The 19,408-nt window shown below is 72.2% G+C and carries 21 protein-coding genes; 18 read left to right on the top strand and 3 right to left on the bottom strand.

Translation table 11 applies throughout. From position 1 onward, the window contains the following. Window positions 1-129 precede the first annotated feature (129 nt). The 11 genes from DEJ16_RS05395 to DEJ16_RS05345 all read left to right on the top strand — a co-directional run bounded on the left by DEJ16_RS05395 (window position 130) and on the right by DEJ16_RS05345 (window position 10,529). Window positions 130-1,371, top strand: coding sequence for a Gfo/Idh/MocA family protein (locus tag DEJ16_RS05395; RefSeq protein ID WP_110824336.1), 1,242 nt, complete (start codon window positions 130-132; stop codon window positions 1,369-1,371). Beyond that, window positions 1,368-2,684 (top strand): sugar ABC transporter substrate-binding protein, encoded by a 1,317-nt coding sequence (locus DEJ16_RS05390; RefSeq protein WP_110824335.1) that lies wholly within the window; start codon window positions 1,368-1,370, stop codon window positions 2,682-2,684. Before DEJ16_RS05395 ends, DEJ16_RS05390 begins: the two co-directional genes overlap by 4 nt. A 121-nt stretch (window positions 2,685-2,805) precedes the next feature. Continuing rightward, the gene (locus DEJ16_RS05385; RefSeq protein WP_110824334.1) at window positions 2,806-3,765 is read left to right on the top strand and encodes a carbohydrate ABC transporter permease; all 960 of its coding nucleotides are present in this window, start codon (window positions 2,806-2,808) and stop codon (window positions 3,763-3,765) included. Continuing rightward, entirely contained in the window at window positions 3,762-4,670 is a 909-nt protein-coding gene (locus DEJ16_RS05380; protein ID WP_181419465.1) for a carbohydrate ABC transporter permease, read from the top strand. The genes DEJ16_RS05385 and DEJ16_RS05380 overlap by 4 nt, the downstream gene beginning before the upstream one ends. Continuing rightward, window positions 4,667-5,455, top strand: a complete 789-nt coding sequence (locus DEJ16_RS05375) for a hypothetical protein (RefSeq protein WP_110824333.1) — start codon at window positions 4,667-4,669, stop codon at window positions 5,453-5,455. The genes DEJ16_RS05380 and DEJ16_RS05375 overlap by 4 nt, the downstream gene beginning before the upstream one ends. Next, complete coding sequence (locus DEJ16_RS05370) at window positions 5,452-5,646, top strand: multidrug transporter (RefSeq protein WP_110824332.1); 195 nt, start codon at window positions 5,452-5,454, stop codon at window positions 5,644-5,646. Before DEJ16_RS05375 ends, DEJ16_RS05370 begins: the two co-directional genes overlap by 4 nt. Window positions 5,647-5,695: 49 nt before the next feature. Next, window positions 5,696-7,381, top strand: a complete 1,686-nt coding sequence (locus DEJ16_RS05365; RefSeq protein ID WP_110824331.1) for a bifunctional 3'-5' exonuclease/DNA polymerase — start codon at window positions 5,696-5,698, stop codon at window positions 7,379-7,381. Window positions 7,382-7,430: 49 nt separating this feature from the next. Continuing rightward, window positions 7,431-8,270: a phosphatase PAP2 family protein gene (locus DEJ16_RS05360; protein ID WP_110824330.1), complete on the top strand. Its 840-nt coding sequence runs from the start codon at window positions 7,431-7,433 to the stop codon at window positions 8,268-8,270. A 45-nt stretch (window positions 8,271-8,315) separates the two neighbouring features. Further along, on the top strand, window positions 8,316-9,944 hold the full coding sequence (locus DEJ16_RS05355) for a serine/threonine-protein kinase (RefSeq protein ID WP_110824329.1): 1,629 nt from the start codon (window positions 8,316-8,318) through the stop codon (window positions 9,942-9,944). Window positions 9,945-9,998: 54 nt separating this feature from the next. Then, window positions 9,999-10,283 carry a hypothetical protein gene (locus tag DEJ16_RS05350; protein WP_110824328.1) on the top strand — a complete coding sequence of 95 codons (285 nt, stop codon included), beginning with the start codon at window positions 9,999-10,001 and terminating at the stop codon, window positions 10,281-10,283. Window positions 10,284-10,331: 48 nt separating this feature from the next. After that, window positions 10,332-10,529: a hypothetical protein gene (locus DEJ16_RS05345; protein ID WP_110824327.1), complete on the top strand. Its 198-nt coding sequence runs from the start codon at window positions 10,332-10,334 to the stop codon at window positions 10,527-10,529. Window positions 10,530-10,595: 66 nt separating this feature from the next. Here DEJ16_RS05345 and DEJ16_RS05340 read toward each other — a convergent pair whose 3' ends face one another. Beyond that, window positions 10,596-11,534: an aldo/keto reductase family oxidoreductase gene (locus DEJ16_RS05340; RefSeq protein WP_110824326.1), complete on the bottom strand. Its 939-nt coding sequence runs from the start codon at window positions 11,532-11,534 to the stop codon at window positions 10,596-10,598. Window positions 11,535-11,593: 59 nt separating this feature from the next. Further along, a complete protein-coding gene (locus DEJ16_RS05335; RefSeq protein ID WP_110824325.1) occupies window positions 11,594-12,208 on the bottom strand; it encodes a hypothetical protein in 615 nt (204 codons plus the stop codon). A gap of 36 nt (window positions 12,209-12,244) precedes the next feature. Here DEJ16_RS05335 and DEJ16_RS05330 point away from each other — a divergent pair, with 36 nt between their 5' ends. After that, window positions 12,245-13,090 carry a putative RNA methyltransferase gene (locus DEJ16_RS05330; protein WP_110824324.1) on the top strand — a complete coding sequence of 282 codons (846 nt, stop codon included), beginning with the start codon at window positions 12,245-12,247 and terminating at the stop codon, window positions 13,088-13,090. A 40-nt stretch (window positions 13,091-13,130) separates the two neighbouring features. Here DEJ16_RS05330 and DEJ16_RS05325 read toward each other — a convergent pair whose 3' ends face one another. Then, complete coding sequence (locus DEJ16_RS05325) at window positions 13,131-13,550, bottom strand: VOC family protein (protein WP_110824323.1); 420 nt, start codon at window positions 13,548-13,550, stop codon at window positions 13,131-13,133. A gap of 102 nt (window positions 13,551-13,652) precedes the next feature. Here DEJ16_RS05325 and DEJ16_RS05320 point away from each other — a divergent pair, with 102 nt between their 5' ends. The 6 genes from DEJ16_RS05320 to kdpC are packed head-to-tail and all read left to right on the top strand — an operon-like array spanning window position 13,653 to window position 19,373. Then, window positions 13,653-14,672, top strand: coding sequence for a YafY family protein (locus tag DEJ16_RS05320; protein WP_110824322.1), 1,020 nt, complete (start codon window positions 13,653-13,655; stop codon window positions 14,670-14,672). Further along, on the top strand, window positions 14,638-14,859 hold the full coding sequence (locus tag DEJ16_RS15485; RefSeq protein WP_146232820.1) for a hypothetical protein: 222 nt from the start codon (window positions 14,638-14,640) through the stop codon (window positions 14,857-14,859). The genes DEJ16_RS05320 and DEJ16_RS15485 overlap by 35 nt, the downstream gene beginning before the upstream one ends. Next, complete coding sequence (locus DEJ16_RS05315; protein ID WP_017887940.1) at window positions 14,856-14,945, top strand: potassium-transporting ATPase subunit F; 90 nt, start codon at window positions 14,856-14,858, stop codon at window positions 14,943-14,945. Before DEJ16_RS15485 ends, DEJ16_RS05315 begins: the two co-directional genes overlap by 4 nt. Next, window positions 14,945-16,627 (top strand): potassium-transporting ATPase subunit KdpA, encoded by a 1,683-nt coding sequence (kdpA, locus tag DEJ16_RS05310; RefSeq protein ID WP_110824321.1) that lies wholly within the window; start codon window positions 14,945-14,947, stop codon window positions 16,625-16,627. Before DEJ16_RS05315 ends, kdpA begins: the two co-directional genes overlap by 1 nt. Beyond that, entirely contained in the window at window positions 16,627-18,774 is a 2,148-nt protein-coding gene (gene kdpB, locus DEJ16_RS05305) for a potassium-transporting ATPase subunit KdpB (protein WP_110824320.1), read from the top strand. Before kdpA ends, kdpB begins: the two co-directional genes overlap by 1 nt. After that, on the top strand, window positions 18,771-19,373 hold the full coding sequence (gene kdpC, locus DEJ16_RS05300; RefSeq protein WP_110824319.1) for a potassium-transporting ATPase subunit KdpC: 603 nt from the start codon (window positions 18,771-18,773) through the stop codon (window positions 19,371-19,373). The genes kdpB and kdpC overlap by 4 nt, the downstream gene beginning before the upstream one ends. Window positions 19,374-19,408: the final 35 nt, after the last annotated feature.

The following is a 19,408-nucleotide window of genomic DNA, read 5'->3' as shown; positions in this document are numbered from 1 at the left end:
ACGGAGGGCGGGAACGTTACCGGCGTGTAAAACCCCCGCATCGCGCTTCCGTGAGCGATCCGTGAGCACATATTGTGCATTCATGATCGAGTTGGCATCATGGCCGTCACAATCACGCAAGGGAGCGAGATGAGCACCACGAGCACCCGCACACTCCGAGTCGGCGTGGTCGGCATCGGCCAGCGGTCGTACATCGCGGACCACGTGGCCGCCGCTGGGCTCGACGCCGACGGGGTCGACGCCCGGATCGTGGCCGCCGCCGACGTCACCGAAGCCGGCCGGCAGCGCGCTGCCGAGGCATGGCCGGACGCCACCGTCGTCGACGGACACCGCGCACTGATCGGGACCGACGGTGCCCCGAACGCCGTCGACGCCGCCATCGTCACCACCCCGGACTGGACCCACACCGAGATCGCGATCGACCTGCTCCGGGCCGGCATCGCCGTCTACCTCGAGAAGCCCCTCGCCATCACGGTCGAGGACGCCGACGCCGTCCTCGACACCGCCGCCGAGACCGGCACCCCGCTCTACGTCGGCCACAACTTCCGGCACGCGGCCGTGGTGCGCCTGATGCTCGACGTGATCGCACGCGGTGAGATCGGCGAGGTCAAGGCCGTCTGGGTCCGCCACTTCGTCGGCAACGGCGGCGACTACTACTTCAAGGACTGGCACGCCGACCGCAGCCGGGTGAACTCGCTCCTGCTGCAGAAGGCCAGCCACGACCTCGACGTCGTGCACGCGCTCGCCGGCGCCTACACCAGCCGGGTCGTCGGCATGGGGTCACTCTCCGTCTACGGGGACGTCACCGACCGCCGGGACCGCAGCGGCGAACTCATGACCGACTGGTTCTCGTTCGACAACTGGCCGCCCGCCGAGCAGACCGGCCTGAACCCCGTCGTCGACGTCGAGGACGTGTCGATGGTCATGATGACGCTCGACAACGGCGTCCAGGCCAGCTACGAGCAGTGCCACTTCACGCCCGACTACTGGCGGAACTACACGGTCATCGGCACACACGGGCGCCTCGAGAACATCGGCGACACCGGCGGCGGCGTGGTCAAGGTGTGGAACCACCGCCGGAACTGGGACGTGGCCGGGGACGTCGAGTACCCGATCGACGGCGTCGAGGACGGCCACGCCGACGCCGACCTGCTCACCGTCACCGAGTTCCTCCGTTCCCTGGCGTTCGGCGAGCCGACCACCCTGTCCCCGATCGCGGCGCGCGCCGCCGTCGCCGCCGGGGCACTCGCCACCCGCTCGCTCCGCAACGGCTCCGTCCCCATCGACGTGCCGCCCCTCCCCGACGCAACCCTCCGACACTTCGCGACCGCTCCCGACCGCGACGACGTCCCCGAAAGGACCACCCGATGACCGCTCCAACCGCCCGTCCGGGCCGCGGCCGCCGCCGCGCACTGCTCGGTCTCGCTGCCGCCGTCAGCGCCGTCGCGCTCCTCGCCGGATGCAGCAGCCAGTCCTCCGCCGGGTCCTCGGACTCCGGCTCCGGTGAGGTCGCGAAGGACACGAAGGCGAACCTGACGTACGCCGTCTGGGACCAGAACCAGGTGAAGGCCATCAAGGCGAACATCAAGGGGTTCAACGAGGAGTACCCCGACATCACGGTGAACGTCGACGTCACGCCGTACGCCAGCTACTTCACGAAGCTGCAGACGCAGGGCTCGAGCAACACGCTCCCCGACCTCTTCTGGATGAACGGCCCGAACTTCCAGCTGTACGCAGCGAACGGCAAGCTCGCCCCGATCACCGGCGAGGTCGAGTCCGGCGCGATCGACCCGGAGAACTACTCGCCAGCGCTCAACAAGCTCTACACGTACGACGGCACCCAGTACGGCGTCCCGAAGGACTTCGACACCATCGGCGTCTGGATGAACAAGGCCCTGTTCGAGAAGGCCGGCGTGGCCATGCCGTCGAAGGACTGGACCTGGGACGACTTCCAGGAGACCGGTGCCGAGCTCTCCGAGAAGCTGAAGTCGGACGGGGCGTACGGCGCCGCCGCGGGCATGGACGGCCAGACCACCTACTACGACACGATCTTCCAGGCCGGTGGCTCGGTCATCGACGGCGACGAGTCGGGGTACGACTCGAAGGCCACGCAGGAGGGCATCGGTTTCTGGACCGACCTGATCGCGTCCGGGGCCTCGCCCTCGATCAAGCAGCTGACCGACACCACGGCCGACCAGTGGTTCACCTCCGGCAAGGTCGCGATGTACCAGGGCGGCAGCTGGTTCCGCTCCGCGCTCATCGGATCCGACCTCGAGAAGGACGTCGTCGCCTACCCGCTGCCCAAGGGCAAGGAGCAGGCGACCGTCATCCACGGCGTCTCGAACGTCGTCGCGGAGGGCTCGAAGGAGAAGGCCGCCGCGCAGGCACTCCAGGCCTACCTGGCCAGCAAGCCCGCCCAGCAGCAGCAGGGCGACATGGGCGCCGTCATCCCCGCCTACACCGGCACGCAGGACGCCTTCACGAAGACCATGCCCGATGCCGACCTGCAGGTCTTCCTCGACGCGGTCGACTACGCCAAGCCGCTGCCGGTGTCGAAGAACACCGCCGCGTGGAACACCCTCGAGACGAACCTGCTGCCGAGTGCGTTCGACGGTTCCGAGCCCGTCGACCAGGTGACGAAGGAACTCGCCCAGCAGATGGACGCGGCACTCGCCGAGGAGTGACGACGAGCCGGTCGGTCGGGCCCCACGCCCGACCGGCCGGCACCCACACGTCCGCACCACCCGCAGCACCCAGCACCACCCGGACCACCCGATCCGACCGCCCTGGCCGAGGAGCGACCTGATGACGATCCACACCCAGCGACCCGATGCCGCGCAGGCGTCCCCGCCGCCCGAGACCCGCCCCGCCGACCCGTCGCGGCCGACGCGGGCCCCACGCAGCGACGGATTCTGGCCGTGGCTCTTCGTCCTGCCGCTGCTCATCGGCGTCGGCACCTTCTTCATCTGGCCGATCATCCAGACGTTCTACTACTCGTTCACGAGCTGGGGCGTGTTCGGCGGAGCGAGCTTCACCGGACTCGCGAACTACACGCGACTGCTGGCGGACCCGCAGCTCTACCAGTCGCTGGGCAACACGATCGTCTACACCGTGATCGTCCTGCTCGGCATCCCGATCGCGGTCTGGCTCGCGAGCCTGCTGAACACCCCCGGCCTGCGCTTCGCACAGTTCTACCGCGTGCTGTTCTTCCTGCCCTACGTCGCGATGCCGGCGGCGATCGCACTGGTCTGGCGCATCATGTTCAACGGCGACTTCGGCATCGTGAACTCGTTCCTCGGCCTGTTCGGCATCGACGGCCCGTACTGGATCTCGACCCCGGGCTTCGCGCTCGTCGCCGTCTCGCTGGTCGGGCTGTGGTCGTCGCTCGGGTTCTCGATGATCATCCTGGGAGCCGGGCTCAAGGACATCCCGCCCGAGCTGTACGAAGCGGCCGAGCTCGACGGCGCCAGCCGGTGGCGGCAGTTCCGCTCGGTCACGGTGCCGCTCCTCAGCCCGAGCATCTTCTTCGTGCTCATCGTCACGACCATCTCGAGCTTCCAGCTGTTCGACCTGCTCTACGCGATCCTCGGCCCGCTGAACCCGGTGGTCCCGGAGACGATGTCCCTCGTCTTCTACTTCTACAACTCCGGGTTCGTCGACGGCGACAAGGGCTTCGCGGCGGCGATCGCGATGGTCATCTTCCTGCTCATCGGCATCATCACGGTCGTCCAGTTCCGTGTCCAGAAGAAGTGGGTGCAGTCATGACCGGCATCATCGAAGCGCACGGCAGCAAGCTCTCGGCGGCCGCCTCGGCCGCCAGCCGGAGCCGGGTCCGTGGCCAGGCACGTCCCGGTCGCCGCGGCGGCAGCCACTGGTGGATCCACGTGGTGCTCGGGGTGGGTGGGTTCGTGATGGCGTTCCCGTTCCTCTGGCAGATCATCATGTCGCTGTCGACCAACGCGCAGGTGACCTCCCCGACGCCGGTGTTCTGGCCGGGTCAGCTGCAGTGGGACAACTTCGCGCAGGTGTTCGAGCGGCTGCCGTTCCTCAGCCAGCTCGGGACGTCGATCTGGGTGACGCTCATCCGGACCGTGGCGCAGATCGTCCTGTGCACGCTCGCCGGCTACGCCTTCGCGCGCATGCGGTTCCGGGGCCGTGGGCTGATCCTCGGGATCGTGCTGTCGATCCTGCTGGTGCCGTCGCAGGTCTACCTCATCTCGCAGTACCAGATCGTGCAGGGACTCGGCTGGCTCGACACCCTCGCCGGCATCGTCGCGCCGGGGCTGTTCAGCGCGTTCGGCACGTTCCTGATGCGGACCGCGTTCCTCAACATGCCCGCCGAGCTCGAGGAGGCTGCCCGGATGGACGGTGCGAACCCGTTCCAGACGTTCTGGCGCATCATGCTCCCCCTGGCGCGACCGTCCATGAGCGTGCTCGCGATCACCACCGTGCTCTGGTCGTGGAACGAACTGCTCTGGCCCCTCGTGGTGTCGACCCGTGCCGAGGCCATGCCCCTGGCCGCCGGGCTCGCGACGCTGTCGAGTGACCGGACCGTGAACTACCCGGTGCTGATGGCAGCGAGCCTGATGGCGATGGCGCCCGTGCTCATCATGTTCATCGTGCTGCAGCGCCGGGTGATCGACGGGCTCGCCTCCTCCGGTCTCAAGTGAGTCCGGCCGACGACGGACGGGAGGCCCGCCCCGACCCCGTCGCGCTCCTCACCGCCGCCGTCGGCTCGCCGGGGGAACCAGCGGGGCTGGCTCCGGCGCTCGAGGACGCCGTGGCCCACCTCGGCCCGGCGCGCCGGGAGGCCGCCCTCCTCGGAGCCCTCCGTGCGGTGCTGCCGGTCACCGAGCGGTGGCTCGTCACCCACGGCTGCAGCCCGGAGGACGCCGCGGCGAGCGTCGCCGACGTCGACCGCAAGGTCGGCCGCTACGGGCTCGACGGCACGGGTCTCGACTGGCTCGTCCAGGTGGCGACCGGCCGCGTGGTGGCCGTGGGGCGCCTCCAGTTCGAGCGGACCGCCCGGCTGCCGGACGGGACGCCGGCGTGGGGGGTGCACGTGCCGGAGACGGGACCGCTCGACCCGGACGGGTGCGACCGGTCGTTCGCGGCCGCGCCCACCGTGCTCCGGCGGCTCGACCCGGCGTCCACGGTCGACACGTTCGTCTGCTCGTCGTGGCTGCTCGACCCCGACGTCGCTGCCGTCCTCGGCCCGTCGTCGAACACCGCGCGCTTCGCAGCCCGGTTCGCGCTGCTGCCGGGACCGGCCGATCCGCACGGGGCGGGTGACGTCTCCGTGGCGAAGTTCGTCTTCGGCACCGACCTGGCGTCCGCGCGTCGGGCGGTGCCCTCGGGTCGGCTCCAGCGTGCGGTCCAGGAGCGGTGGGCCGCTGGCGGGCACTGGTCCGAGCGCGCCGGGACCGCTCCGGTCGGCGTACCGTCGCCCGCATGAGCGCACCCGACCGAGACCACCTGGACGACGGCGTCGACATGACCTTCGAGGAGCGTCGGCACGACACGTTCCGCCGGATGTCCGGGTCCGACGAGCACGACGAGGCACCCCGCGTGGAGGTCGAGGAGACCGAGTCCGGCGACGTCCGCATCGACGTCGCCGACAGCGCTGCGGTCCGCCCGGGCGACTGAGCGCACCGCCCGGTGCGGGGCGGACGGTGGTGCACGGCAGAATCGACCCGTGCACCTCGTCCTCGCCGCCGTCGACGGCCGCGTCACCGCGACGCCGCTGACGGACGCGGGGCAGCCGGACGGCGAGCCGACACGGGTGGCCGAGTCGGACCTCCCGGCCTTCGTCGCCGTGACCGACGCACCGGGCGTCCGTTGGGTCTGGTCCGACACCGCGCGTTGGTACCCCGCCGTGCTCGCCGCCGGCGGGCGGGTCGCCCGCTGTGTCGACCTGCGCCTGGGACACCGGGTCCTCCGGACCGCCCTGGCGAGCCGCGGGTCCGCCCTCGCGCAGGCGCCGGAGAGCGGCTGGGACGCACCGGCCGTCGTGGAGGCCCGGCCAGCGCCGGCCACGCAGGCGTCGCTCTTCGACGACGACCTGTTCGCGCTCGCCCCGGCCGACGACGACCTCGACCCGGTCGCGGAGTTGCGGGCGCAGCTCGACGCCGTGGCCGGTTCGACCGAGCCGGGCGCGCTCCGACTGCTGCTGGCGGCCGAGTCCGCCGGTGCGCTCGTCGCGGCCGAGGTCAAGCACGCCGGCCTGCCCTGGCGGACGGACGTGCACGAGCGCCTGCTCGCCGACGCCCTCGGACCACGGGTCCCGTACGGCGTCCGTCCCCGGAAGCTCGAGGACCTGGCCGAGGTCCTGCGCGAGCGGCTCGACGACCCCGGCCTCAACCCGGACTCACCCGCGGACGTCCTGCGGTCCCTGCGGCGGGCCGGGCTCGTCGTGGAGAGCACCCGGAAGTGGGAGCTGCAGCACCTGGAGCACCCGGCGATCGAACCGCTGCTCGAGTACAAGCGGCTGTACCGGCTGCTCACCGCGAACGGCTGGACCTGGCTCGACGAGTGGGTGCGGGACGGCCGGTTCCACCCCGAGTACGTCGTCGGCGGGGTCGTCACCGGACGGTGGGCCGCGAACGGCGGCGGCGCCCTGCAGCTGCCGAAGCAGGTTCGGGCCGCCGTGGTCGCCGACCCCGGGTGGAAGCTCGTCGTCGCGGACGCAGCGCAGCTCGAACCGCGGGTCCTCGCGGCGATGTCCGGCGACACCGCCATGGCGGCCGCCGGCGACGGGCAGGACCTGTACGACGGGGTCGTGGCGTCCGGTGCCGTGCAGACCCGGCAGCAGGCCAAGATGGCGATGCTCGGGGCGATGTACGGCGCCACCCAGGGCGAGGGCGGCCGGTTCGTCCCGCGGCTCGCCCGGGCTTTCCCGCGCGCGCTCGACCTGGTCGAGCAGGCGGCCCGGGCCGGGGAACGCGGCGAGCCCGTGACGACGCGGCTCGGCAGGACCTCCCCGGTCCCCGACCCGTCCTGGTTCGAGGCGAGGAACCGCGCCTACTCGGTGGAGGGGTCGCCGGGCATGCAGCGGGCCGTCGAGTCGCGAGCCCGGAGCTGGGGCAGGTTCACCCGGAACTTCGTGGTGCAGGGGACGGCGGCGGAGTGGGCGCTCTCCTGGATGGGCGGCCTCCGCACCCGGCTCGCCACCAGGACGTCCGGGCCCGTCACCGCCGGCGCACACATCGTGTTCTTCGTGCACGACGAGCTCGTCGTGCACGCTCCCGCCGCGGACGCCGAGTGGGTGGCCGAGCAGGTCCGCGCCGCCGCAGTCGACGCCGGGCGGATCATGTTCGGCGGGTTCCCGGTCACCTTCCCGCTGTCGGTGGCGGTCGTCGACGCCTACTCCGAGGCGAAGTAGCCGCACCGTCGGCCGGGCCTGCACAGCCACGGGAGTCCAGGCTGGTCGGATGGAACAGCACGACACCCCCTCCGGTCGGACCCCCGTGATCGGCGGCGCCGACCGCGAGCGCGCCGACCGGACCGTCGGCGACGTCGACCTCACCCGCTGGCGGACCCGCGCCGGCCGGTCGGTCGCGGACGGGTGGGCCGCCCTCGGTCGACGGTACGGCGCCCTCCCGTTGCTCGTGTTGACGCTGCTCGTCGGGATCGGCATCGCGACGACCGCGACCTGGGCCGCGTCCGAGGTCTACGACGCCGTGCGCGAGGCCGACGACGTCGCCGTGCTCGACCGCCCCGTGCTCGACTGGATGCTGACGCTCCGCTCGCCCGTGCTCGACCAGGGCGTCACGTGGTGGACCGACATCGCCGGGACCATCGGGATGCCGATCGTCGCCGTGCTCTTCCTGATCGGGTTCACGGTCCAGCGCCGCGCGTGGACGCCGCTCGTCCTGCTCGTCGCCGCCAGCGCCGGGTCGCTCGCGATGACCATCGCCGGCAAGGACCTGATCGGTCGCAGCCGTCCGCCCCTGTCCGACGCCGTCCCGCCGTACGAGCACTCGCCGTCGTTCCCGTCCGGGCACACCCTCAACTCCACCGTCATCGTCGGCACCATCGTGTACCTGCTGCTCCTCCGCCAGAGCCGCGTCGTGACCCGGGTCTGGACGATCGTCGCGGGCACGCTGTTCGTCCTGTCGGTCGGCGTCTCGCGGGTGTTCCTCGGGCACCACTGGACGACGGACGTCCTGGCGGCGTGGGCGCTCGGCCTCGCCTGGCTCGCGGTGGTGATCACCGCGCACCGGCTGTACCTGACGGCGCTGCACCGGGGCGCGGAGCCCACCCCGTCCTGACCCGGCTGCGCGTGCTCGCCAGCTGAGCCCGGTAGGTTCCCCTGCATGGAAGAACGGCTGATCGGTGGCAGGTACCGGGTGACCGGGACCCTCGGACACGGCGGGATGGCGTCGGTGTACCGCGCCGTCGACGAGCAGCTCGGACGCGAGGTCGCGGTCAAGCTCTTCCGGATCGGACCGGTCGACCACGGCGAGCGGGCTCGCGCGGAGGCCGAGATCCACGTGCTCGCCGGGCTCCGCAGCCCGAACCTCGTGACGCTGTTCGACGCGGCTCTCGACACCGCCGACGGCGACTCGTTCCTCGTCATGGAGCTCGTCCCGGGCAGTGACCTCGCCACGCGGTTGCGCGAGGGACCGCTCGACACCGTCACGACCGCCCGCGTCGGGGCGCAGGTCGCGGAGGGCCTCGCCGCCGTGCACGCGCAGGGCATCGTGCACCGGGACGTCAAGCCCGCGAACGTCCTGCTCGAGCAGGACGGCGAGCACGTCAAGCTCGCCGACTTCGGCATCGCGCTCCTCCGCGACGCCGCCCGGGTCACGGGCACCGGCACCGTGATCGGCACGGCCGCCTACCTGGCCCCGGAGCAGGTCCTCGGTCAGCCGGTGACCGGCGAGGCCGACGTGTACGCGCTCGGGCTCATGCTCCTCGAGGCCCTGACCGGCAAGCAGGCCTTCCCCGGCAGCGCCGTCGAGGCAGCCACCGCCCGACTCGCGCGGGCTCCCGAGATCGACCAACACCTGCCGACGGCGTGGCGGACGCTCCTGCACGTCATGACCGCGCAGCACCCGGAGGACCGTCCGTCCGCCGCGGAAGCGGCGGCGCGGCTCCGGGCACTCGGCCGCGACGACGTCGCGCCCGCCACCCAGCTCCTGCCGGGAGGCCCGGGGGCGCTCACGAAGGCGGCTGCCGCTGGCGGGGCGGTCGGGGCGGCCGCCGCGGCCGGAGCGGGAGCCGCGTCGGCGGACGCCGCGACCCGTGCGATGCCGGTGAGCGGAGCCTCCGATGCGGACACGGCGACCCGCCGCTTGCCGACGCAGTCCGCACGCAGCGCTGACGACGACGTCGCGACCACGGTGCTCGGGACGCCGGCCGGTGCCGGTGCCGGTGCCGCCGGCGGTGCGGGTGGACGGACGGGTACCGCTGCCGTCCCGGCCGGCCCGTCGGGGAGTGCGCCCGAGGAGCGCGAGCGGAAGCGCTGGGTGCTGCCGGTGATCGTCCTCGCCGTGCTCCTGGTCGCCGGGGTGCTGGTCGCAGCGCTCGCCCTCGGCCGGGACGACGGGACGCCGGCTCCCACCCAGTCCAGCGAGCCCGCCGAACAGCAGCCCACCGAGGACCAGTCGAGCGAGCCGGCCGAGCAGCAGCCGAGCGAGCCCGCGGAGCAGCAGCCGAGCGAGCCCGCGGAGCAGCAGCCGAGCGAGCCGGCCGAGCAGCAGCCGAGCGAGCCCGCGGAGGAACAGCCGAGCGAGCCAGCCGAGGAACTGCCCTCGTCGGTCCCGGTCCCGGAGCCCAGCGTCGAGACGAGTCTGCCGGTCGAGGAGCCCCTGGACACGGGCGTCGACACGACCTCGCAGGAGGTCCCCGCGAACCCGGGCAAGGGCACCGGGAACGGTGGACCGGGTGGTGGCCCCGGCGGCGGGCCCGGCAAGTCCGGCGACGCTCCCGGCCGGGGCTGACGCCCGACGGACAGTCCGGACGCGCTGTCCACCTGCGAGGAGCACACTCGACCCATGTCGATGAGTGCACCGTTCGATCCCATGCAGCAGGGCAGCGACGTCCCCGTGGACGGTTCCGACCAGGACGAACTCGAGGTCGAGGAAGCCCGCGGGGCCTCCGGCGGGCCCGAGTCCTCCGGGTCCGAGCCGTCGGGAGCCGACGTGTCCGGAGCCGAGGCGACCGGGAACCCCGGTGACTCCCCGGTCCGACACGACGACGAGGACGAGGCCGGCGGCGGGCCCGTCTTCCGCACGCCCGAACCCGGCGACCGCCTGCACCCCGAGGACCTCGGCTCCTAGCCAGCCGACGTTGCGGCGACTCCCGGGGACGCCGGGCATGCTCGTCGGATGTCGATGAGCAGCGCGTTCGACCCGTCGAAGGGTCGCGCCATCCCCGAAGACCAGGTCAGCGGCGACGGGCTCGAGCTCGACGAGGACCCGGCTGCGTTCGGGTTCCGGATCGAGGTCGTGTCCGGGGGGACGACCGACCCGACCGCGGCGCCGACGCTGCGGGACCACGACGAGGACCCCGACCCGACGCGCTGAGGCGACAGGTCGGGGCCCGGTGGGACGTGGCCCGGAGGTCGGGCGTCAGGCGTCAGGCGTCAGGCGTCAGGGGACGGTGTGGCCTGCCGCCGTCAGGACGCGGTACCACTCCTCGCGGCTGAGCTCGACGTCCGAGCCGGCGGCGGAGTCGCGGACGCGCTGCGGGTTCGTCGTCCCGAGCACCACCTGGAAGTGCGCGGGGTGCCGGGTGATCCACGCCACCGCGATCCCGGTCGGGGTGACGCCGTGCGCCGAGGCGATCTCCTCGAGCACGTCGTTGAGCTCGGCGTGGTGCTCGCGGTCGCCCAGGAAGACGCCGTCGAAGAAGCCCTTCTGGAACGGCGACCAGGCCTGCAGCGTGACGTCGTTCAGGCGGGCGTGGTTGAGGATGTCGTTGTCCCGGTCGATCGACTGGTCGAGGCCGGCCATGTTCGCGACGAGGCCCTGGGTGATGACGTTCGCGTGCGTGATGCTCAGCTGCACCTGGTTGAACGCGAGCGGCTGCCGCACGGACTTCTTCAGCAACTCGGTCTGTCCGGGGGTGTGGTTCGAGACGCCGAAGTGGTGCACCTTGCCGGCGGCGTGCAACTCGTCGAACGCCTTCGCGACCTCGTCGGGCTCGACCAGCGCGTCCGGGCGGTGCAGGAGCAGCACGTCGATGAAGTCGGTGCGCAGGGCGGTCAGCGACTCCTCGACCGAGGACATGATGTGCTCGTACGAGAAGTCGAAGTACGCGCCGTTCGCGGTCGGCCGGATGCCGACCTTGGTCTGCAGCTGGATCTCGCTGCGCTCGGCCGCGGACAGCGTGACCGCGCCACCGAAGCGCTCCTCGCAGCCGTGCCAGCCGCCGTACACGGCCGCGTGGTCGAACATCGTCACGCCCGCGTCGCGCGACGCGGCGTACAGCGACCGGATGTCCTGGTCGCTCATGTCGTTGATCCGCATCAGTCCGACGACGACGTCGGAAGCGGTGAGGTCCGTCTGTGGCAACTCCAGTGTCTTCACCGGACCGATCCTGCCAGCCGCCACCCGTGCGTGCGAGGCCCTGGCCGTACCCGCTTCGGCTACGCGAGCAGGACGGCGACCACCGCGGAGCGGTCGACACCCCAGCCGGCGGTGAGCGTCGCTCCGGCCGGGATCGGTCCTCCGAGCACCCGGAGGACCGCGACGGCGCCGTGCCCGGTCGTGATCGTGGTGGTCGTCCCCTCGGTGTGCACCGTGACCTCGGTCACCGTGGGGGACTCCGCGTCGGCACCGCTGCCCGACGCCCGTCCCTCCTTCTCGACGGTGCCGTCTCCGGAGGCCCGCTGCAGGTCCGCCTCGTGGCCGCCGGTCGCGATCGCACGGCGCAGCACGTCCGCGTACACGGGGTCGCCCACGGCGTCGTACACCCAGCGGTGCCCGAGGACGGAGTGCTCCATCTCGGTGACCAGGAAGGGGCCGGCGCCGGCGAGCGGAGCACCGCGGTAGGTCAGCGGCACGTGCAGCAGGGGCCCGTCCCCGGCGCGGACGAGGTAGGTCTCCACCCCGACCTCACCGTCGGGGTCGTCGAACCGGAACCGGCCGACCTGCTCGACCGCGGTACGGGTGCCGACCCCGCTCCAGGGCTGTCCGGGCAGCCAGGCGCTGATCGCGTCGAGTTTGCCGGGGGTGAGGGTCGCTTCGTGGATGACGGCCATGCCGGCAACCTACCGCCCTCCCCGTACCCTGGACCGGTGCGCGACGACCTCCTCCCCGTGCTCGCGTGTCCCGTGTGCACCGAGCCGCTCGCGCGCACCGGGAGCGGACAGGCCGGGTGCGCGGACGGACACCGGTACGACGAGGCGAAGCAGGGACACCTGACGCTCCTGCCCGCCAAGCGCCGGGCGCTGACCGCGGACACCCCGGAGATGGTGGACGCGCGTCTGCGGTTCCTCGGGCGCGGGCACTACGCGCCCGTGGAACGTGCGCTCGCCGCCGTCACCGTCAGCGCGACCGCTCCCGGCATCGTCCTCGACGTCGGCTCCGGCCCGGGCACCTACCTCGCGCACGTGCTCGACGCCGCGCGACCGGCGGAGGAGGACGGACCGGCAGGACCGGACGTGAGGCTCGGGGTCGCCCTGGACCTGTCGGCCGTCGCGATCCGACGTGCGGCGCGCGTCCACACGCGCGCCGGGGCCGTCGTCGGGGACGTGACCGAGCGCCTCCCGGTCGTCGACGACGCCGCGGCCGTCGTGCTGGACGTCTTCGCACCGCGGAACCAGCGGGAGTACGCCCGGGTGCTGCACCCCGCCGGGGTGTTGGCCGTCGTGACGCCACGGGCCGGGCACCTCGCGGAACTCGCCGAGGCGACGATCAGCGTCGACCCCGAGAAGGAGCGGCGCCTGCACGGGTCCCTCACGCCGGCGTTCGCGCTCCGGTCGAGCGAGGACCTGACGTGGACGATGGACCTGTCCGCCGAGGACGTGCACGACGTGGTGCACATGGGGCCGAGTCACCACCACGTCGCGGCCGACACGGTCTTCGCGCCGACGACCGTGACCGCCGCCGTGACCGTGAGCACCTGGGTGCCGGTCGGTTGACCGGGCCGGGCGCGCTCGTGGCACGCCCGGTCCAGGCGGGTCAGGACTGCTGCTGCGGCATGTCGAACGCCCACACGACCCCGAACTCGTCGCGGAGCTGCCCGGCCAGGGGCGACCACGCCGACGGGCCCAGCGGCTGCCGGACCTCGGCGCCCACGGCGAGCCCGTCCCACGCGGCGCGGAGCTCGGCCTCGTCCGTGGCGATCAGGTACACGTATGAGGCGTTCTGGCCCTGGTCGTAGGGCTGTCCCGGCCAGACGTCGAACGCCATGACCCGGGCGCCCCCGGGGAGCTCGACCTGACCGAAGACGACCCGGTCGGCCCACGCCGGGTCCTCCGATGCCCCCGTCTGCCCGTACGTGGCGACCGAGGCCTCGGTCCCGAAGGCGGCCGCGTAGAACGCCAGGGCCTCCTGGGCCCGGCCGTCGAAGTTGAGGTGCGGGGTGGTGGTGAACGTCATGTCGACTCCTCGTGCTGGTGGCGACCGCTCCGGCCGCGCTGCTGACGAGCCTCCCCGGTGATGCGGTCAGATCGTGTCCGCATCCTCCGGCAGACTCGCACCATGTCCGGACCGTCGTCTCGCATGCTCACCCTGCTGTCGCTGCTGCAGGTCCGGCGCGACTGGGCCGGTGACGTGCTGGCCGAGCGGCTCGACGTCAGCCCGAGGACCGTGCGCCGCGACGTCGACCGCCTGCGGGAGCTCGGCTACCGGATCACGTCGCTCCGTGGCCCGACCGGTGGCTACCGGTTGGCGGCGGGCTCGGAGTTGCCACCGCTCCTGTTCGACGACGACCAGGCGGTCGCCGTCGCCCTGGCACTCGCCGTCGCACCGGCGTCCGGCGCGGACATCGCCGACGCCGCAGCGCGGGCCCTCGCGACCGTGCGCCAGGTGATGCCGTCGCGGCTCCGCCACCGGATCGACGCGGTCGAGGTCGCGACCGCGCCGGAGAGCACCGTCGTGGACCCCGCGGTCCTGGTCGCCGTGAGCGAGGCCGTCCGCTCCGCCCACGTCCTCCGCTTCGCGTACACGTCCGCCTGGCGCGGCGTCGGTACGGACGACGGGCCGACGCGCCGCGTCGAGCCGCACGCCGTCGTCGCGCGGTCGGGTCGCTGGTACCTCCTCGCCTGGTCGCCCGATGCGGACGACTGGCGCACGTACCGCATCGACCGGATGCAGCCCCGGGCGCCGAGCGGTCTGGCGTTCACACCCCGGCCGGTGCCGGGCGGTGACCCGGCGGCGTTCGTCGCGGCCCGGTTCCGCGGGGCCGAGGGGACCGCTGATCCCCTCGGACGTGGCTGGCCGTGCACCGGCACCGCAGTCCTCCACGTCCCGGCGAGCCGAGTCGCACCGTACGTCGACGACGACGCCGTGCTCGAGGACCTCGACGACGGCACCTGTCGGCTGACGACGGGGTCGTGGTCGTGGCCGGCGCTCGCGGCCCGGTTCGCCGGGTTCACCGTGCCGTTCACGGTGGTCGGTCCGGAGCAGCTCCGAACGGCGACGACGACGCTCGCCGATCAGTTGCGCGCCTCTGTTAGTGGCGCGCATGCGTCGCACACGCATCCGTCAGGGAACCGTTAGGACGGACCGGGAGGCCCCACACCGGGCACAGCATCGGTACCGCACCACCACCGGTGCGGTCCACGGCACCTGCCGCGGGCACCTCGATCTCCAGGAGTCCCACGTGTTCGACGTCTTCGTCGTCGCCGGTGTCCTCGCCGTGTTCGGCGTCGTGACACTGATCGCCAGGGGGGTGGAGCGGCTGTGATCGGCATCACCATCGCCGCTGCCGTCCTCGGCATCGCCGCTGTCGTGTACCTCGTCTGGGCGCTCGTGCGCCCCGAGCGGTTCTGATGGGCACCGCGCAGACCTGGGCGGGCATCGCCCAGGTCGCCGTCCTCGTCCTGCTGCTCGTCCTCGTGCACCGTCCCGTCGGCGACTGGATGGCCCGCGTCTTCACGAGCCCCCGGCACGGCCGTGTCGAGCGACTCGTGTACCGCGTGATCGGCGTCGACCCCGACGCCGAGCAGTCCTGGCCCGCCTACCTCCGCGGCGTGCTGCTCTTCAGCGTCGTCGGGCTGTTGCTCGTCTACCTGCTCCAGCGCATCCAGGTGGTGTTGCCGGGCGACCTCGGCCTGCCCGCCGTGGGACCCGCACTCGCGTTCAACACGGCGGCCTCGTTCGTCGCGAACACGAACTGGCAGTCGTACTCGCCCGAGGTCACCGTCGGGTACTCCGTGCAGATGGCCGGGCTCGCGGTGCAGAACTTCCTGTCCGCCGCCGTCGGCCTGTCCGTCGCCGTCGCCCTCGTCCGCGGATTCGCCCGCCGCCGTCAGGGCACGATCGGCAACGTCTGGGTCGACGTCGTCCGTGGCACCGGCCGGCTGCTCCTGCCGCTGGCCTTCGTCTCCGCCCTCGTGCTCGTCGCGGGCGGTGTCATCCAGTCCTGGGGCCCCGGCACGGACGTCGCGACGCTCACCGGCGGGACGCAGCACGTCCCGGACGGGTTCGTCGCCTCGCAGGAGGCGATCAAGATGCTCGGCACGAACGGTGGCGGCTACTTCAACGCGAACTCGGCGCACCCGTTCGAGAACCCGCAGGCGTGGACCAACCTGTTCGAGGTGTTCCTCATGCTCGTCATCCCGTTCTCGCTTCCGCGCGCCTTCGGGAGGATGGTCGGCGACACCCGTCAGGGCACCGCGATCGTCACCGTGATGGGTGCGATCTTCCTGGTGTCGCTCTCGGCGATGTCGATCGCGGAGCTCGCCGGTGGCGGTGCCGCGACGCACGCCGCGGGTGCCGCGATGGAGGGCAAGGAGGTCCGCTTCGGCATCCTCGGCTCGACGCTCTTCGGGACGGCGACGACCTCGACGTCCACGGGCGCCGTGAACGCCATGCACGACAGCTTCACCCCGCTCGGCGGCATGATGGCGCTCGTCAACATGATGCTCGGCGAGGTCACCCCCGGCGGCGTCGGCTCGGGCTTGTACGGCATGCTCGTGCTCGCCGTGATCACGGTGTTCATCGGCGGGCTGCTCGTCGGCCGCACGCCGGAGTACCTCGGCAAGAAGATCCGCGCCAAGGAGATGACCTTCGCGGCGCTGTACATCCTGGTCACCCCGACCGTGGTGCTGCTCGGCACGGCGCTGTCGCTCGTCATCCCGGGCGTCCGGGAGCAGGTGCTCGGCACGAGCCTCTTCAACCCGGGCAACCACGGCCTGTCCGAACTGCTCTACGCGTTCACCAGCGCCGGCAACAACAACGGCTCGGCCTTCGGCGGTCTCACCGCGAACACGACGTGGATGAACTCCGCGCTCGGTGTCGCGATGCTGCTCGGCCGGTTCGTGCCGATGGTGTTCGTCCTGGCGCTCGCCGGGTCGCTCGCCGCGCAGGACAAGGTCCCCGCGACCGTCGGCACCCTGCCGACGCACCGGCCGCTGTTCATCGCGCTCCTCGGTGGCGTCGCCGTCATCGTCACCGCACTCACCTACTTCCCGGTGCTCGCACTGGGGCCGCTCGCAGAAGGACTGTCCTGATGACCACCCTGACTCCCGAGACGGAGCAGCACACGACCCCCGAACCGGGCCGACGCTCGTCCGCGTTCGGGCCCCGCCAACTGGCGGCGGGCCTCCCGGGCGCCTTCCGCAAGCTGGACCCCCGGCTCATGTGGAAGAACCCGGTCATGTTCCTCGTCGAGGTGGGCGCGGGCCTGACGACGGTCACCGCCGTCGTCGAGCCGTTCAGCCGGACGGGAGGCGCGGCCGACTCCGGCGCGCCCGTCCCGTCCTCCTTCACCCTCGTCATCGCCGTCTGGCTGTGGCTGACCGTCCTGTTCGCCAACCTGGCGGAGTCCGTCGCCGAGGGCCGGGGCAAGGCCCAGGCCGACACCCTGCGGAAGACCCGCTCGACGACCACCGCCCGGCGCATCGTCGGGTACTCCCCGGCCGACCCGGCCGCACTGTCGGCGTCCACCGAGGACGTGGCGTCGGTCGACCTGGCGAAGGGCGACCTCGTCGTCGTGGTCGCCGGGGAGGTCATCCCGGGCGACGGCGACGTCGTCGACGGCATCGCCTCGGTCGACGAGTCCGCCGTGACGGGCGAGTCCGCTCCGGTCATCCGCGAGTCCGGTGGCGACCGCAGCGCCGTCACGGGCGGCACCCGCGTGCTGTCCGACCGGATCGTGGTGCGCATCACGTCCACCCCGGGCGAGACCTTCATCGACCGGATGATCCGGCTCGTCGAGGGTGCCGCCCGCCAGAAGACGCCGAACGAGATCGCGCTCAACATCCTGCTCGCGTCGCTGTCGATCGTGTTCATCGTCGTCTGCCTCACGCTGCAGCCGATCGCCGGGCTCGTCGGCTCGACGGTCAGCATCACGGTGCTCATCGCCCTGCTCGTCTGCCTCATCCCGACCACCATCGGTGCGCTGCTCTCCGCGATCGGCATCGCCGGCATGGACCGGCTCGTGCAGCGCAACGTCCTCGCGATGTCGGGCCGCGCGGTCGAGGCAGCCGGTGACATCACCACGCTGCTCCTCGACAAGACCGGCACGATCACGTACGGCAACCGTCGGGCCTCCCGGTTCGTGCCGGTGCCCGGGGTGACCGAGGCCGACCTCACCGCCGCGGCCGCGCTGTCCAGCGCTGCCGACGGGACGCCCGAGGGCCGCTCGATCGTGGACCTGGCGCTGACCGCCGGGGCCGTGCAGGGCCTCCCGGCCGGTGCCGTCGAGGTGCCGTTCACCGCACAGACGCGCATGTCGGGCGTCGACCTGCCGGACGGCACCGAGGTCCGCAAGGGCGCCGCGGCAGCGGTGCTCGCGTGGGCGGACACGAGCGACCCCGCCGTCACGGCGTCGGTCGACGCCACCGTCGCCGAGGTCTCCGACCAGGGTGGGACGCCGCTCGTCGTCGCCCGGAAGGACCCGTCGGGCCGGGTCGCGCTGCTCGGTGTCGTGCACCTCAAGGACGTCGTCAAGGACGGCCTCGCCGAGCGCTTCACCGAACTGCGCAGCATGGGCATCCGCACCGTGATGATCACGGGCGACAACCCGCGCACCGCGAAGGCGATCGCCGCCGAGGCCGGCGTCGACGACTTCCTCGCCGAGGCCACGCCGGAGGACAAGCTCGCGCTCATCAAGCGGGAGCAGGAGGGCGGCAACCTCGTCGCGATGACCGGTGACGGCACGAACGACGCCCCGGCGCTGGCCCAGGCGGACGTCGGCGTCGCGATGAACACCGGGACGACCGCGGCGAAGGAGGCCGGCAACATGGTCGACCTCGACTCGGACCCGACCAAGCTCATCGACGTCGTCCGGATCGGCAAGCAGCTCCTCATCACCCGCGGTGCCCTCACCACGTTCTCCATCGCCAACGACATCGCGAAGTACTTCGCCATCATCCCGGCGATGTTCCAGGCGACGTTCCCGGGCCTCGGCGTCCTCAACGTCATGGGGCTGCACAGCCCCGCGTCGGCGATCCTGTCGGCGATCGTCTTCAACGCGCTCGTCATCGTCGCGCTCATCCCGCTGTCCCTGCGTGGCGTGAAGTACCGCGCAGCGTCGGCGTCGTCGATCCTCGGCCGCAACCTGCTCGTCTACGGGCTCGGCGGCGTGGTCGTCCCCTTCATCGGCATCAAGCTGATCGACCTCGTGGTCGGTCTCATCCCGGGGTTCTCGTCATGACTTCCACTCGTTCGTTCTCCCGCTCCGCCGGCGTGGCCGTCCGCCTCACCGTGCTCGCCACCGTCGTCCTCGGCGTCGCCTACCCGCTCGCGGTGTGGGGCGTCGGCCAGGCCGCCTTCTCAGACCAGGCGAACGGCTCGATGGTCACCGACTCGTCCGGCACGGTCGTCGGTTCCTCCCTCATCGGCCAGTCCTTCGCCGGCAAGGACGCGGACCGCTGGTTCCAGTCCCGTCCTTCCGCCGCGGGGGAGGAGGGGTACGACGCCGGTGCGTCGTCCGGGTCCAACCTGGGCCCGTCCAACCCCGACCTGACGAAGGCCGTCGAGGAGCGCCGAGCCGCGATCGCGGAGGCCGACGGCGTGCCCGCATCGCAGGTGCCCGCGGACGCCGTGACCGCGTCGGGCTCCGGCCTCGACCCGGACATCAGCCCGGCGTACGCGGACCAGCAGGTGTCCCGTGTCGCCGCCGCCCGCGGGCTGTCCGAGGCCCGGGTGCGTGTCCTGGTCGCCGAGCACACCGACGGCCGCCAGCTCGGCGTGCTCGGCGCCCCCGCGGTGAACGTGCTCGAGCTGAACCTGGCCCTGGCGCGCCAGCGCTGACCCCGGTGTGGACCGGACTCGTACAACCGGGACCC

This window comes from Curtobacterium sp. MCJR17_055, assembly GCF_003224335.1.
Taxonomy (GTDB): domain Bacteria; phylum Actinomycetota; class Actinomycetes; order Actinomycetales; family Microbacteriaceae; genus Curtobacterium.
Note: the sequence above shows the minus strand (reverse complement) of the source record. Positions and strands in the feature narration are given on the sequence as shown.